This window comes from Flavobacterium sp., assembly GCF_043722275.1.
GTDB lineage: Bacteria > Bacteroidota > Bacteroidia > Flavobacteriales > Flavobacteriaceae > Flavobacterium.
Window position 1 is genome coordinate 60958 of the sequence record NZ_JAYSPC010000028.1, and the last position, 14629, is coordinate 75586.

14 protein-coding genes are annotated in these 14629 nt (G+C 32.3%); 10 read left to right on the plus strand and 4 right to left on the minus strand.

Features of this window, described 5'->3' with window-relative positions; genetic code table 11:
• Positions 1-13: 13 nt before the first annotated feature.
• Positions 14-412, minus strand: a complete 399-nt coding sequence (locus tag ACHZDT_RS03615; RefSeq protein ID WP_394773292.1) for a RidA family protein — start codon at positions 410-412, stop codon at positions 14-16.
• A 163-nt stretch (positions 413-575) separates the two neighbouring features.
• Between ACHZDT_RS03615 and ACHZDT_RS03620 the strand changes: the two genes are divergently transcribed.
• Positions 576-1472, plus strand: a complete 897-nt coding sequence (locus ACHZDT_RS03620; protein WP_394773293.1) for a helix-turn-helix domain-containing protein — start codon at positions 576-578, stop codon at positions 1470-1472.
• A gap of 54 nt (positions 1473-1526) precedes the next feature.
• Here ACHZDT_RS03620 and ACHZDT_RS03625 read toward each other — a convergent pair whose 3' ends face one another.
• The 3 genes from ACHZDT_RS03625 to ACHZDT_RS03635 form a co-directional block, all read right to left on the minus strand.
• Complete coding sequence (locus ACHZDT_RS03625) at positions 1527-2384, minus strand: helix-turn-helix domain-containing protein (RefSeq protein ID WP_394773294.1); 858 nt, start codon at positions 2382-2384, stop codon at positions 1527-1529.
• A 15-nt stretch (positions 2385-2399) separates the two neighbouring features.
• Entirely contained in the window at positions 2400-3386 is a 987-nt protein-coding gene (locus ACHZDT_RS03630) for an amidohydrolase family protein (RefSeq protein WP_394773295.1), read from the minus strand.
• Positions 3387-3510: 124 nt separating this feature from the next.
• A complete protein-coding gene (locus tag ACHZDT_RS03635) occupies positions 3511-4158 on the minus strand; it encodes an SDR family NAD(P)-dependent oxidoreductase (RefSeq protein WP_394773296.1) in 648 nt (215 codons plus the stop codon).
• A 619-nt stretch (positions 4159-4777) separates the two neighbouring features.
• Here ACHZDT_RS03635 and ACHZDT_RS03640 point away from each other — a divergent pair.
• The 9 genes from ACHZDT_RS03640 to lepB all read left to right on the plus strand — a co-directional run bounded on the left by ACHZDT_RS03640 (position 4778) and on the right by lepB (position 14586).
• Entirely contained in the window at positions 4778-5203 is a 426-nt protein-coding gene (locus tag ACHZDT_RS03640) for a helix-turn-helix domain-containing protein (protein WP_394773297.1), read from the plus strand.
• A gap of 186 nt (positions 5204-5389) precedes the next feature.
• Positions 5390-5794 carry a septal ring lytic transglycosylase RlpA family protein gene (locus tag ACHZDT_RS03645; protein WP_394773298.1) on the plus strand — a complete coding sequence of 135 codons (405 nt, stop codon included), beginning with the start codon at positions 5390-5392 and terminating at the stop codon, positions 5792-5794.
• A gap of 177 nt (positions 5795-5971) precedes the next feature.
• Positions 5972-8533, plus strand: coding sequence for a DUF2339 domain-containing protein (locus ACHZDT_RS03650; RefSeq protein WP_394773299.1), 2562 nt, complete (start codon positions 5972-5974; stop codon positions 8531-8533).
• Positions 8520-9746: a hypothetical protein gene (locus tag ACHZDT_RS03655; RefSeq protein WP_394773300.1), complete on the plus strand. Its 1227-nt coding sequence runs from the start codon at positions 8520-8522 to the stop codon at positions 9744-9746. The genes ACHZDT_RS03650 and ACHZDT_RS03655 overlap by 14 nt, the downstream gene beginning before the upstream one ends.
• Positions 9747-9988: 242 nt before the next feature.
• The gene (locus ACHZDT_RS03660; protein ID WP_394773301.1) at positions 9989-10756 is read left to right on the plus strand and encodes a ParA family protein; all 768 of its coding nucleotides are present in this window, start codon (positions 9989-9991) and stop codon (positions 10754-10756) included.
• Between the two features lie 5 nt (positions 10757-10761).
• Positions 10762-11664, plus strand: coding sequence for a ParB/RepB/Spo0J family partition protein (locus ACHZDT_RS03665; RefSeq protein WP_394773302.1), 903 nt, complete (start codon positions 10762-10764; stop codon positions 11662-11664).
• Positions 11664-12224, plus strand: a complete 561-nt coding sequence (locus ACHZDT_RS03670) for a DUF5683 domain-containing protein (protein ID WP_394773303.1) — start codon at positions 11664-11666, stop codon at positions 12222-12224. The genes ACHZDT_RS03665 and ACHZDT_RS03670 overlap by 1 nt, the downstream gene beginning before the upstream one ends.
• Before the next feature lie 38 nt (positions 12225-12262).
• Positions 12263-12964 carry a 4-hydroxy-tetrahydrodipicolinate reductase gene (gene dapB / locus ACHZDT_RS03675; RefSeq protein WP_394773304.1) on the plus strand — a complete coding sequence of 234 codons (702 nt, stop codon included), beginning with the start codon at positions 12263-12265 and terminating at the stop codon, positions 12962-12964.
• A gap of 65 nt (positions 12965-13029) precedes the next feature.
• Positions 13030-14586 (plus strand): signal peptidase I, encoded by a 1557-nt coding sequence (gene lepB / locus ACHZDT_RS03680; protein WP_394773305.1) that lies wholly within the window; start codon positions 13030-13032, stop codon positions 14584-14586.
• Positions 14587-14629: the final 43 nt, after the last annotated feature.

Sequence of the window (14629 nt, forward strand, 5' to 3'; positions counted from 1 at the left end):
ATTCTCTCTATAATTAAACAGTTTTCAACATAGCAATTACTTCTATTTCAATAAAGATATCGCTTCTAAACAATCCTTTAACTTCTAAAAGTGTACTTGTTGGTGGCTCATCAAGGTTGATAAACTGATCTCTGGCTTCTCTATATCCTGCAATTTGAGAAATATCCGAAGTAAAAATTCCCAGTTTTACAATATCATTTAAATTGGCGCCGCATGTTTCTAAGATGTTTTTAATATTTTCGAAAATTTGAATTGTTTGGGTTTTTACATCATTTCCAACTAATTCTCCTTGTTTATTAAACGGAATTTGCCCGGAAAGCATAATCATTTTCTGATTCTCAAACGGAATAACAACTGCTTGAGATAAACCTTTAATATTTAATACTTTTTCTGAATTTTTAAATTTTGACATAATATCTATAAATTAATTTTTAACAAAGATCTGTTACATTCTTTATTTTGATTTTTCTTAAAATGTCTTATTTCATGACTATTTGTTTCAATTACAACTTATTTACATTTGTAAAAATCAAATCAGTGGTAAGAAAATTTATACATTCGTAAAAAAAAATATCATGAACGTTATAAAGCAAACGGGAGATCAGGATTCATATCCGGGAACACATATTATTATAACATCTGATAAAATTGGTAAAACAGAAATTTGCCGACAACAACATAAAACTCCATTTCATAAACAGAATTTGTTGAAAGATCATTTTTTGTTATTTGCTGTAGAAGGTTTAAATGAATTGCAGATTGGAAATCAGCAATTTTCATTAAAAAAAGGTGAAATGTTATTAATAAAAAAAGCGACTTACGTTGAAATTGTAAAAACCGGAGATCCTTTAAATAATTTCATGTACGAAAGTGTGTCTTTTTCACTTAAGAAAGATATAATTATCGATTTTATTAAATTAATAGAAATGGATAATTATCAAGAAGCAGGAAATTATGATAAAGCAATTATTCACCCATATGGAGAACGTTTAAAATCATTTCTCACCTCGTTGAAACCTTATTTTGAAGATAACGAAACCATAAAAACGGGATTATTCAAACTAAAAATATTAGAATTACTTTATGATCTTTCACAAGCAAATCAATCATTTTTGAATGAGTTAATAAACATCGATCGCAATGAAACTAAAGATTTATTGAAAACCATAGAACAACATTATCTACAACCTTATTCTCTTCAGGAACTTGCCTATATTTCCGGAAGAAGCTTATCGAGTTTCCGCAGGGAATTTGAATCTTTGTTTCATACAAAACCTGCAAAATGGATTCAGGAAAAGCGATTAAATAAAGCAAAGGAATTGTTTCTTACCACTCAATTAAAAATTGCAGATGTTTGTGATGAAGTTGGATATGAAAACGTTTCGCATTTTTCACGCCTGTTTAAAAGTCATTTTGGATACAATCCAAGTGAAACTAAAAAAACAGATAAATTGAAAATTAAGGTTGATTAAAATAATGTACAGGATTTTAAAAACAGGTATTAAGACATGTTTTACTTAATTAAATCATCCCTTTTGATTGAGCAATCTAAACTCAGAAGGAGACAAACCTATAGCTTTACGAAATGATCTTGTGAAATAAGAATAGTCACTGAAACCTAATTTGTAAGCAATTTCTTTTACATCCATATCACTATAGTACAATAATCTTTTGGCTTCAATGAATATTTCCTGTTGAATCCAATAACTCACGGTTGAACCTGTAACCTCCTTTATTACCTCATTAAGATAACCTGTTGATACATTAAGTTTTGATGCATAAGCAGACGGACTTTTTGTATTATGAATATTAATTACAAGCAGATTTTTAAACTGTTTAGCAAGCTCAGCCTGCCTGTTACGCGTATTTGATGTTGTTTCTAAAGAATTATAAGTACTGGCTGCCATCCCTAAAAATGACTGAACAAGCGTGTGGATAATTGAAATATAGAATCTATCTCCTTGTCGCAGAACAAATTCGGTTTGTAATACTCCTAGTAAGCTTTTATATTGAGTTAACTCATATTCTGACAATTTACATGGCAGTTGTAAATTAAGCCTAAATTCAAAAACTCCTCGAAAATCCGTATGAATCAACGAGGTGTCTACAGCAATAAACCATCCCTCGGCATTATTTGCCTTTATTCGGGAATGGATTTGTGAAGGTAATATATAATATAGGTGTCCGGCAGTAATTAAAACATCCTGAAAATCAATCTTTAATGTTCCTGAACCTTTTGTTAACAAAAAAAAGATATAATGATCATCCCTATGAGCAATATCATAATCCCTCTCTTGCTGAAGTTCATTTTCAGGTTCGAAAATTTTAATTTGCAAACCTGTATTTGTCTTTTTTTGTAACTCATCTATTGGAATGTTTTTCATCAATACAAAATATCTTTATTTATTTAATTTCAATAGTTTATCAGCATTTCCATGAGCAATCTTTAACAGTTGCTCTTCCGGAAGGTCGATAGCATTCAAAAAATCGATACCCATTTCGTTTGTACTGAACGGATAATCTACAGAAAACATAATGTTGTCGATACCAAAAGTATCTAAAGCAATTTTTAGCGGTGGCTGGGTAAAAAAACCACTTGTGGTAATATGAACCTGCTGATGAAAAGTATCCGTTAGCGATCGTTGGTTGGCGCCGCCATTGCCAGGCTTGAATGCCCGTTCTGATCGTGCCATCATCATGGGTAACATTTCTCCCATATGTCCTATAATTAAATTTAATTTGGGATATTGATCAAAAATACCCGAATACAGCAAGCGTAAAACATGAAGCGCAGTTTCTGAATGCCAACCCCAACCGTAACAAGCCAAAGCTTCTGCCATGCCTGAATGATTTGGTAATCCGTTATAATAAATATCCGATACTCCTTTTGGCGGCAATCCCGGATGAAGATATATAGGAACTCCCAACTTCTCGGCGCGCTCAAATATCGGGGCAAATTCAGGCTGATCCAGAAACTTTTCCTGAGTAAGTCCGCGAATCATAGCGCCACGAAAATGATATTCGGTCACAGCACGTTCTAATTCATCTGCGGCCGCAATTGGCGCTGTCATTGGCAAATGGGCAAAAGCTGTAAACCGATTTTCAAAACCGGATATTCGTTTAGCAATCATATCATTGTATTGCCTTGCAAAAGCAGGACCGTCTTTTGGGCTTAATAAATTAGCCCCTGAACTATCAACAGATAATACCTGGGTGCTAATGCCATTCGCATCCATAGAATCCAGGCGAGCTCCTGTTATATCAGCCAATTTTGCCGAAAGCTGTTGCATTCTTTCTGATTCTCCAAACCCACCTAAAGCTGCCTTAGGAATTTGACCTGCCATTTCAGGAAATGAAATATGTTCTTCAAGAGTTACTATACGCATATTATTCTTTTTTTTTAAAATCCATTTTTCAATGACTTAATAATTAGTTCTGGTTACCAGGGAGCTTCACCTCCGTCTTTAAAGAACTTTCCGGTTATACCCAAATTAGATTCTATTGCCAATTTTACAATTGGATGAGCGCCTTGTTCCGGCGTTTTCTTCCCTGAAAGTTATTTAGCTCAGTAGCAGTAAATCCCGGTGTAATACTATTAACACTAATTCCTTCTTTCCTAAGTTCGCTGGACAACATTAAAGTTACCGCATTTATTGCTGTTTTTGAAGATCCATAAACATGAAAATTACTACGACTGGAATTTTCTTCCGGATCTGCAAGTAAAGTAAGAGAGCCAACCTCGCTTGAAACGTTAATAATTGACGGATTCAATGATTTTTTTAAAAGAGGAAGAAATTCCTGAATGGTTTGTAAAGTCCCGAAAACATTTGTATCAAATATCTTTTTAAGATTATCAATATTACAAGTAGAAATATGAGGTTCATCTCCGGCAATACCCGCATTATTGATTAAAATATCTAAGAAAATAGTTTTAGACTCTAATTCTACCCTGGCTTTACGGATAGAATTACCATCTGCAATATCTATCAAAATACCCTCTACGTTTTCCAGCCCAATATCTTTTAGTTTCTTAACTGCTTCAAGTCCGCGTTCCTGATTTCTATATCCCAAATACACAAAATAACCCAATTGTGCTAATTGCAAGGCTGTTTCAAAACCTATTCCTTGATTTGCTCCTGTAATCAATACTTTTTTCATAAAAATAGCCTTTAATTTTTTAAACAAAGGTATTGGTAACACATCGAACCGTTACGAGATATTCATGGAATTTGTAGGACAATTCACGGAACATCATTTTCAATACGTTTGATCCAAAATATTCTATTTAAGAAAGTAACATGAGAAAAATCGAAATTTTCAATAATTGATAAAAAATTGTTTCAAGCATGAAATTTCAAACAATTTAAAAACTATCGTAGAATAATAAACTCCCTTTCAAAATTCAGTTTCTATTAATACTTGTATACTCGTTGGGTGTATTAAACAAAACATATATTTCGACGCGGATTTGACGGATTCGTTATCACGAAGACACAGATTTACACGGATCTTCTTTAAATTCTATATAAAAATCAGCGAAAATCTGCGTTTTTGCAAAGCAAATCTGTTTTATCCGCGTTCTAATTTATACAGTTTGTATTTTTAACTTAATTGCACCCAACGGGTTACTTGTATGAAAAATTGTATTTTTGTTTTATACATTTCAGTAATCCAGTTTATTACATTTTTCAATATTACTTTTATTGGTATCAAAAAGTAATGACGATGTATTTTACCTTTTTATCAATTTATTATTTGTAATTATTATCTTTGAGCTATGAGCACATTAACAAAACCAAGTCATATAGGGCGAAAAATTAGCCGTATTCGTGAACTGAAAGACATGAAACAAGAAGCATTGGCACAAGCTTTAGGAACTAACCAACAGGCAATTTCGGCTATTGAAAACAGCGAAACAATAGATGATGAAAAACTTGCTGATGTCGCAAAAGCACTTGGCGTAACGGTTGAAGCAATCAAAAATTTCTCTGAAGAAAATATGATTAACTATTTCAATACTTTCACTGATAATGATTTCAGCAACAGTCAAGGTGCTAATTTTGGACATGTCAATGCATGTACATTTAATCCGCTTGATAAATTAATTGAATCTCAAGAGGAAATCAAAAAGCTTTACGAACGTTTATTACAAGCCGAAAAAGATAAAATCGAGTATCTGGAAAATATAATAAAGACGAAATAATCTTTGTAAAAACATACAATTACGACAAAAGAGGTTCGAAAGAGCTTCTTTTTTTTGGTTTAAAACCAAAGATTTTTAGCACTCAACAAACCAAAAATATGTCCTTATATAATACAAAAATATCTTTTATGACCTTCTGGATTTCTTGCAAATAGTTCTCTTTGCGCAAAATTTAGAAATCTAAAAATGAAAAAAATAGTACTATATATTGTCTTTTTAATCGCCATATCAGCAAATGCGCAACAAAATCCAACATCAACAATTGAAGAAATTAAAATTGAGAAGTTAAAACCCTACAAAGAAAACGTTCATGCGTCGTATTATCATGATAAATTTACCGGAAGAAAAACAGCAAGCGGCATAAAATTCGACAACAATAAATTGACCGCAGCGCATAAAAAACTACCGTTTGGTACGATGTTAAAAATCACCAACAAAATCAATCAAAAATCTGTAATTGTAAAAGTCATCGACAGAGGTCCATTTATTAACGGACGAGAAATTGACCTGTCTAAAAAAGCTTTTATGGATATTACTTCAAACAAAAAAAGTGGCGGAATGATTGTAAAAATTGAGATTCTTGAAAATTAAAAATAATCTTAAACGCTTCTAAAAACCGAATAAAAATTACATATAAATCTTAAAACATCACGAAATATTCTATTTATTTTAAAACGGTTTCCATTTTGGCTTCTTTTTAAGCAAAAAAAACTTACCGCATTAAAATGTTATTATATTTACCACTTATAACACAATACTTATTTGTTTATGGAAGGTTTTCTTTTAGCTGCGTTATTTGGCTTTTTAATCTATATTTCTAATAAAATCAAAGGTCGTTTTGATCATCTTGAAAATGATATTCAAAAACTGAGTAAAAAACTAGATCTTTTAAAAGCAACAGAAAAACCTATTGAAATTATTCCGGTTGCTCCAATTCCTGCTGTTAAAAAAGAAGAATTTAAAATAACTCCTGATCAATCAAACGATGCTACTTTTGAACCTGCGAAAACAGAAATTGCAGCACAAGTTATTGATGAAAAAATTACAGATGAACAATTAGAAAAAATTGCATTATCATCTCATATTGAAAACATAGGAAAACCTGTTGAAATCAAACCGATTGAAAGCAATCCAGTTGAACCAAAACCTGTTCAAAAACCAATTATTCCTGCTGAACCCGAAAAATCATTCTGGGAAAATTTCAAAGAACAAAATCCTGATTTAGAAAAATTTATTGGAGAAAATTTAATCAATAAAATTGGAGTTTTAATTCTGGTTTTAGGAATTAGTTATTTTGTAAAATATGCCATCGACAAAGACTGGATCAACGAACCTGCACGTGTAGGAATCGGCGTTTTATGTGGCGTCCTGGTTATGGGAATTGCTCATAAATTACGTAAAAATTACGCAGCTTTTAGTTCTGTAATTGTTGCCGGCGCCATTGCTATTTTCTATTTTACGATTGGGATCGCGTTTCATGATTATCATTTATTCAATCAAACCGTCGCCTTTAGTATTATGGTGATTATTACGGCTTTTAGCGCTTTAATATCCTTATCCTACAACCGACTCGAATTAGCGGTTCTGTCCTTAATTGGCGGATTTGCAGTTCCGTTTATGGTCAGTACCGGCGAGGGAAATTATGTCGTGCTGTTTACATATATCATTATTTTAAACATCGGAATTTTGGCTTTAGCCTATTATAAAAAATGGAATCTCGTTAATATTCTCGCCTATATATTTACCGTACTTTTATATGGCGCGTGGTTGTCTAAAGAATTAAGTTCAGGCAAACCCCATTATTTAGGCGCGCTTATTTTTGGTTTTGCCTTTTATTTTATTTTCATTTTAATGAATATTATAAACAACATTCGATCAAAAGGAGAATTTTCTAAAACTCAGCTTACCATTTTAGCCAGTAATACATTCTTATTTTATGGCGCAGGAATGGCAATTTTAAGCCATTATCATCCGGAATTAAAAGGTTTATTCACAACAATTCTTGCCGTTTTAAATTTAGTTTATGCCTGGATTTTATACAAAAAATTCGACCTCGATCAAAAAGCCGCTTATTTATTAATTGGCTTGACATTGACTTTTATAACATTGGCAATTCCTATTCAGTTTGAAGGCAATTATATTACTTTATTCTGGGCTGCCGAAGCTGTTTTGTTAGTATGGCTTGCACAAAAATCAAAAATTTCAAGTTATCGATTTGGTTCTTTAGCCGTTCATATTTTAATGGTTTTTAGTCTGATAATGGATTGGAACAAATATTACAAAGGCACTTTACAGCTTAATATTATTATTAATCCAATATTTATTACAGGACTTTTTGCTTCGTTTTCATTATTTGCCGTTTGGTATTTATTAAAAAACGAATCCGAAGACACAAACGAAAACCCAACTACATTTAATACCCTATTTAATACGGATAATTACAAAGAATATCTGTTAGGAACTGGACTTTTAATAACCTATTTAACAGGTTTATTTGAAGTTATATTTCAGTCAAACAGCCATATTCCAAGTATTTACAGCTCGATTTCATTACCAATATTATATCATTTAATATTTTCGGTAATATTTTCTACTTTCATGATCAGGAAAAAAACCGAATCAGCATATCAGGCTGCAACTTTAATAATTATTGCAAATATTGTTTTGTTTGCCTTTTGGTTTTCGAATTATCCATTTTTCGAACACGAGGAAATTATGAGTTCAGGAACCGGAAAGTCAATCGCATTTTATATACATTACATTTCATTGATTATCACGATTTATTCAGGATATCAATTGTTTTTAATCAGCAGGAAATTCAGTTTTTCGTTTTTTAAAAGTCCTTATTTTATGTGGATTGTTGCTTTTTTCATCATATATATCGCCAGTTCAGAGGTTATGCTTCACGGACTTGTGTTAATGAATTCTGCCATCACGCCTGAGGACATACAAGCAAGCCCAATGTTTGCGAGTTATAAAACAAACTTGCCGTATTTACGTGATTTTATTGCCGATGATTTTATTGGACTTGCAAGAACAAAAATCATCAAAACAGGATTTCCGGTGCTTTGGGGAATTCTTGCTTTTGTATTTTTAATTATCGGAATAAAAAAACAATACAAATCACTTCGAATTATCGCTTTGACTTTACTTGGATTAACTATTTTAAAATTATTTTTATACGATATCAGCAATATATCCGAAACCGGAAAAATCATATCTTTTATCCTTTTAGGAATTTTAATTTTGATTATATCTTTTGTATATCAAAAAATCAAAGTTTTAGTTATTGATGAAAACAAGCCACAGGAAGACAATGAAACTAAATAAATTTATACTCTTATTATTTATTGCAAACCTTTCGTTTGGGCAATATCAAACGACCGGAAAATTAAAAAAGGTTGCAGAAAATGGTTTTCATGAAATCATTTTGTCGCCGGAAATCAGGTCATATTCAAAACAGGATTTGAGCGATATCAGAATTTTTGATTCCAAAGGAAATGAGATTCCGTATTTTATCCAAAGCGATAATACAGTTTCAAAAAATACTTTTGAAGAATATGCAATTGTTTCAAAAACGGTTTCCCCGAAGAAAAGCACTTCGATTATTATTGCAATTCCGCCAAATAAAAGCAACAATCAGCTTTCGCTTTTTATTGCTAATTCTAATGTCGAAAAAAAGTATTCGATTTCCGGAAGTGACGATCAAAAAGAATGGTTCGGAATCTCTGACGCACAATATTTATCTGATTTAAACAGCTCTACAGAAACAAGCGTTGTAAAGAATATTTCCTATCCGTTAAGCACATATCATTATTTAAGAATTGATTTTGATGATCGAAAAACGCTTCCGATAAACATTTTGAAAATTGGAAATTTCACCACACAATTGCCCAGAAGTTTAGTGCAGGAAACTGTTCCGAAAAAATCTGTAACGACCGAAATTCCTTCAGAAAAAGAAACTCAAATTCATGTTCTTTTTGATGCGCCACAAGTTATCAATCAAATTACTTTTGAAGTTTTAAAACCTACCTATTATAATCGTAGGGCTATTTTATACAAAAAAGTAAAACGAGATGTAAAAAGAAAATCGCAGATATTTGATGAAGAAATCATTTCTTTTGAACTGAATTCGAACACAAAAAACATATTTACAATTCCTGAGATATTCGAAAAGGAATTCTATATAAAAATTGAAAATCATGACAATCAGCCTTTGTCAATTTCAAAAATAAAATACGATCAAAAGTTAATTTCTGTAATTGCAGATTTAAATATAAATGAAAGTTATATCCTGAAAACAGGCAATAAAAACCTGACGGAACCGGAATATGATCTTTCGAATTTTAAAAATAAAATTGCCGCTATTTTACCACAAACATTCGTTTATGATATTGAGCAAAGAACGAATGCAAAAAGTGAAATTCAGAGCAAATCATTTTGGCAACAACCCTGGTTTATGTGGATTTGCATAATCCTGGGCGGAATTACAATTCTATTTTTTACGGCGAGCTTAGTAAAAGATTTAAAAAGAAAGAATTAAAACAGAAATCAATTTTAACGTTTCAGTCTTTTTTAAGATTTAAACTTGCGATTGGTTCTTTTATACTAAAAACAAGAAAAAAATAGTACAGGTTTTCGTTGCTATTTTTGATTAAGTGAGAAATAAAATCCCGCAAAACATGCGCCATACAACGGTTAATGGAAGTTTCTTAAATGTTAACAAAATAGATTTTCAGAAACCATAAATAATTGTATTTTTACGGTTCAAAATTCAGAAAATAAATGGGCAAAATCATTGCGATTGCTAATCAAAAAGGAGGCGTTGGAAAGACTACTACATCAGTAAATCTTGCGGCCTCATTGGGTGTTTTAGAAAAAAAAGTATTATTGATTGACGCTGATCCTCAGGCAAATGCTACATCTGGTCTTGGGATTGATGTAGAATCTGTTGAAATAGGGACCTACCAGATACTTGAACATAGTAATACTCCAAGAGAAACTATTATTAAATGTTCAGCTGTAAATGTTGACGTAATTCCTGCGCACATTGACCTTGTTGCCATCGAAATCGAATTGGTTGATAAAGAAAACAGAGAATACATGCTTAAAAAAGCATTAGAAAGTGTAAAAGACGAATATGATTATATCATTATTGACTGCGCGCCTTCATTAGGTTTATTAACCTTAAATGCTTTAACAGCAGCAGATTCAGTAGTTATTCCTATTCAATGTGAATATTTTGCACTTGAAGGATTGGGAAAATTATTGAACACTATAAAAAGTATTCAAAAAATACATAATCCGGATCTTGATATTGAAGGTTTGTTATTAACAATGTACGATTCAAGATTACGTTTATCAAATCAGGTTGTTGAAGAGGTTCAAAAACACTTTAACGATATGGTTTTTGATACCGTTATACAGCGTAATGTAAAATTAAGTGAAGCTCCAAGTTTTGGTGAAAGCATCATTAATTATGACGCAACAAGCAAAGGAGCAGTTAATTACATTAATCTGGCTCAAGAAATTATAAAGAAAAACAGCAAATAGTTTTTATGACAAAAGCAATTAAAAAACAAGCCTTAGGAAGAGGATTATCAGCATTATTAAAAGATCCGGAAAACGACATTACATCAGTTGAAGACAAAAACGCTGATAAGGTTGTTGGAAATATTATTGAGCTTGAAATAAGTGCTATAGAAATAAATCCTTTTCAGCCAAGAAGTAATTTTAATGAAGAATCGTTACGCGAATTAGCCACTTCTATTAAAGAACTTGGTGTGATTCAACCTATTACTGTTCGAAAATTAGAATTTAATAAATACCAGTTAATTTCCGGAGAGCGTCGTTTGCGTGCTTCGACTTTAATCGGCCTGACACATGTTCCGGCATACATTCGTATTGCAAATGACAATGAATCACTGGTTATGGCTCTGGTTGAAAATATTCAGCGTCATGACTTAGATCCTATTGAGATTGCACTTTCATACCAGCGTTTAATTGACGAAATTCAATTGACACAGGAACAAATGAGCGAGCGCGTAGGAAAAAAACGTTCTACAATTGCCAATTATTTACGTCTTTTAAAACTGGATCCAATTATTCAAACGGGTATTCGCGATGGTTTTATTAGTATGGGTCATGGTAGAGCAATTATCAACATTGAAGATTTAGACATTCAAACTGATATTTATCAAAAAATAGTGAGCCAGAATTTATCTGTTCGTGAAACAGAAACTTTGGTGAAAAACTATCACGAAAGCTTAAAACCAAAAGAAGAAGGAAAGCCAAAAGCAGAATCTTCTTTTGTAATTAGAGAAACACAAAAAAATACTTTCAACGATTATTTTGGTGCGAAAGTTGATGTGAAAGTCGCTGGTAACGGAAAAGGAAAAATTACAATTCCGTTTAATTCTGAAGCCGACTTTAATCGAATTATAAAATTAATAAACGGATAGTGAATAAGATTGTCCCCATAAGTCTATTGTTCTTTATCATAGGAACCGTTTCTCTTTTTGCCCAGGTAAAAAAAGACACGGTTTTGGTCGTTAAAGACACTAGCAAATTAAAAGAAATAGACCCGCTTACGCCAGCAAAAGCAGCTTTTTACTCGGCAATACTACCAGGTTTGGGTCAGGCATACAATAAAAAATACTGGAAAATCCCTTTGGTTTACGGAGCAATTGGCACCAGCTTATATTTTTATATCGATAATAATAACAAATACCGCGATTATCGCAGAGCTTACAAACGAAGACTTGAAGGTTATAATGACGACGCTTACCAGTTTCTGGACGAAAGCAGACTTGTTGCCGGTCAGAAATTTTATCAGCGAAACAGAGATTTATCTGCTTTGTTTGTCGTAGGTTTTTACGTTTTAAACATTATCGATGCCAATGTTGATGCGGCTTTAATTCAGTTTAACGTAAACGAAAGATTATCAATGCGTCCGGAAATTTATCCAAACGATGTAACTTTTCGTCCAAACGTAGGACTAACCTTTAATTACCAATTTTAAATAGCTCTGGTTATTTAAAAAATTTAAATATTTACAAAATGAAAATTGCGCTTTTAGGATACGGAAAAATGGGTAAAGTAATTGAACGAATTGCTTTAGAAAGAGGTCATGAAATTGTTCTGAAAAAAGACGAATCCAATACCTACGACGGACTTTCTACTGCTGATGTTGCAATTGATTTTAGCGTTCCCACTGCAGCCGTAAGCAACATTTCGAATGCTTTTAACAATAATGTGCCTGTAGTTTCAGGAACAACCGGATGGTTAGAACATTATGATGAAATGGCTGCACTTTGCAATGAAAAACAAACTGGCTTTATATCAAGTTCAAATTTTAGTTTAGGAGTTAATATTTTCTTCGAATTAAATGAATATTTGGCTAAAATAATGTCTCAGTTTGACACCTATAAAGTTACGATGGAGGAAATTCATCATACTCAAAAATTAGATGCTCCAAGCGGAACTGCAATTTCTTTAGCAAAAGGTGTTATCGAAAACAGCAATTATGCAAACTGGACTCTTGATGAAGCTAAAAACAACGAAATTCATATCGAAGCTAAAAGAATTGGCGATGTTCCCGGAACTCATACCGTAAATTATGAATCAACTGTTGACAGCATCGAATTAAAACATACTGCTCACAATCGTGAAGGTTTTGCTCTTGGAGCTGTAATTGCTGCTGAATGGCTTGCCGGTAAAAAAGGTATTTACAGCATGAAAGATGTTTTAAACTTAAAATAACAAAACTAAAAGCATAAGGTTTTCAATCAATATAACCTGAAGCCTGAAACATAAAACAAAAAATTATGACACTATATCTTTGGTTCGTATTTTTCTTAGCCGTACAAATTATTCACTTTCTGGGAACCTGGAAATTGTATAAAGCAGCAGGAAGAAAAAGTTGGGAAGCTGCAATTCCGGTTTACAATTCAATAGTTTTAATGAAAATTATCAGTCGCCCAACATGGTGGACAATATTACTTTTCATCCCGATTATTAACCTGATTATGTTTCCTGTTGTTTGGGTGGAAACCTTAAGAACTTTTGGAAAAAAATCTACTTTAGATACTTTATTAGGGATCTTTACTTTTGGGTTTTACATTTACTACATCAATTATACGGAGAAATTAGTATATAATGCAGATAGAGAATTAAGACCGCAAAATAAAACTGCTGATACTGTTAGTTCATTACTTTTTGCTATTATCGTAGCAACATTGGTACATACTTATGTTGTACAACCTTACACAATCCCGACTTCATCATTAGAAAAATCATTATTAATTGGTGACTTTTTATTTGTAAGTAAAGTAAATTACGGTCCTCGCGTACCTATGACAACTATTGCGTTGCCAATGGTTCACGATACTATTCCGTTTTTAAAAAGAAAATCATATTTAAGCTGGCCGCAATTACCATACTTTAGATTGCCGGCTATAGAAAAAATAAAACGAACAGATATCGTTGTTTTTAACTGGCCTGTTGATACGGTTCATTATTTTTATGAGCCAAAAGGAAGACCAGGAGTTATTAAACCTATCGATAAAAAATCGAATTACGTAAAAAGATGTGTTGGTATTCCTGGTGATAGCTTGTCTATCGTAGACGGATTTGTTTTCATTAACGGAAAAAAATTAGTTTTACCGGAAAGAGCCAGACCTCAATATTCTTATGCTGTAGCCTTAGACGGAAAAACATCTATTGATTTTGAATCATTGATGAAAGAATTAGATATTACTGATGGCGCTTATATCAAAGATCAGGAGAAAAAAGACACAATTTATTTCAGAGCTTTAACAGAAGCTAGTGCAGAACGTTTTAAAAATACTCCTGGAATTACTGCTGTAAAAAGAGAAATCGCCAGAGGAAATGACAACTCGATTTTCCCTCATATCAACAAGTGGAATCAGGATAATTTTGGTCCAATCTACATTCCTGAAGCAGGAAAAACAGTTGCATTAACAAATGAATCTTTGCCATTTTACAAAGAAATCATCACAAAATACGAAGGAAACACTTTAGAGTTAGACGGTTCTCATTTTTTAATAAACGGAAAACAAGCTACTACATACACTTTCAAACAAAACTATTACTGGATGATGGGAGACAATCGTCATAACTCTGAAGATAGTCGTTATTGGGGTTATGTTCCTGCAGATCACATCGTAGGAAAACCTGTTTTTATCTGGATGAGCTGGGACACTAACGGAAAAGGAATCAACAAAATTCGCTGGAACAGAGTTTTTACAACTGTTGATGGTGAAGGACAACCACAATCTTACTTTAAATACTTCCTGTTTATTCTTGCAGCTTATTTTGTTGGAGAATATTTCTGGAAAAAAAGAAGAGAAAATAAAGCATAAAAAAAATAAAGTTTTTTTTGTTTCAGGTTTCAAGTTTCAAGTT

What these genes read in the sequence shown, in the direction of transcription:
- ACHZDT_RS03650 (WP_394773299.1), top strand. Translation starts at nt 5,972, where the DNA reads ATGGAAGGTTTTCTTTTAGCTGCGTTATTTGGCTTTTTAATCTATATT.
- ACHZDT_RS03625 (WP_394773294.1), bottom strand. Translation starts at nt 2,384, where the DNA reads ATGAAAAACATTCCAATAGATGAGTTACAAAAAAAGACAAATACAGGT.
- ACHZDT_RS03655 (WP_394773300.1), top strand. Translation starts at nt 8,520, where the DNA reads ATGAAACTAAATAAATTTATACTCTTATTATTTATTGCAAACCTTTCG.
- ACHZDT_RS03665 (WP_394773302.1), top strand. Translation starts at nt 10,762, where the DNA reads ATGACAAAAGCAATTAAAAAACAAGCCTTAGGAAGAGGATTATCAGCA.
- ACHZDT_RS03645 (WP_394773298.1), top strand. Translation starts at nt 5,390, where the DNA reads ATGAAAAAAATAGTACTATATATTGTCTTTTTAATCGCCATATCAGCA.
- ACHZDT_RS03635 (WP_394773296.1), bottom strand. Translation starts at nt 4,158, where the DNA reads ATGAAAAAAGTATTGATTACAGGAGCAAATCAAGGAATAGGTTTTGAA.
- ACHZDT_RS03640 (WP_394773297.1), top strand. Translation starts at nt 4,778, where the DNA reads ATGAGCACATTAACAAAACCAAGTCATATAGGGCGAAAAATTAGCCGT.
- dapB (WP_394773304.1), top strand. Translation starts at nt 12,263, where the DNA reads ATGAAAATTGCGCTTTTAGGATACGGAAAAATGGGTAAAGTAATTGAA.
- ACHZDT_RS03620 (WP_394773293.1), top strand. Translation starts at nt 576, where the DNA reads ATGAACGTTATAAAGCAAACGGGAGATCAGGATTCATATCCGGGAACA.
- ACHZDT_RS03615 (WP_394773292.1), bottom strand. Translation starts at nt 412, where the DNA reads ATGTCAAAATTTAAAAATTCAGAAAAAGTATTAAATATTAAAGGTTTA.
- ACHZDT_RS03630 (WP_394773295.1), bottom strand. Translation starts at nt 3,386, where the DNA reads ATGCGTATAGTAACTCTTGAAGAACATATTTCATTTCCTGAAATGGCA.
- ACHZDT_RS03660 (WP_394773301.1), top strand. Translation starts at nt 9,989, where the DNA reads ATGGGCAAAATCATTGCGATTGCTAATCAAAAAGGAGGCGTTGGAAAG.
- lepB (WP_394773305.1), top strand. Translation starts at nt 13,030, where the DNA reads ATGACACTATATCTTTGGTTCGTATTTTTCTTAGCCGTACAAATTATT.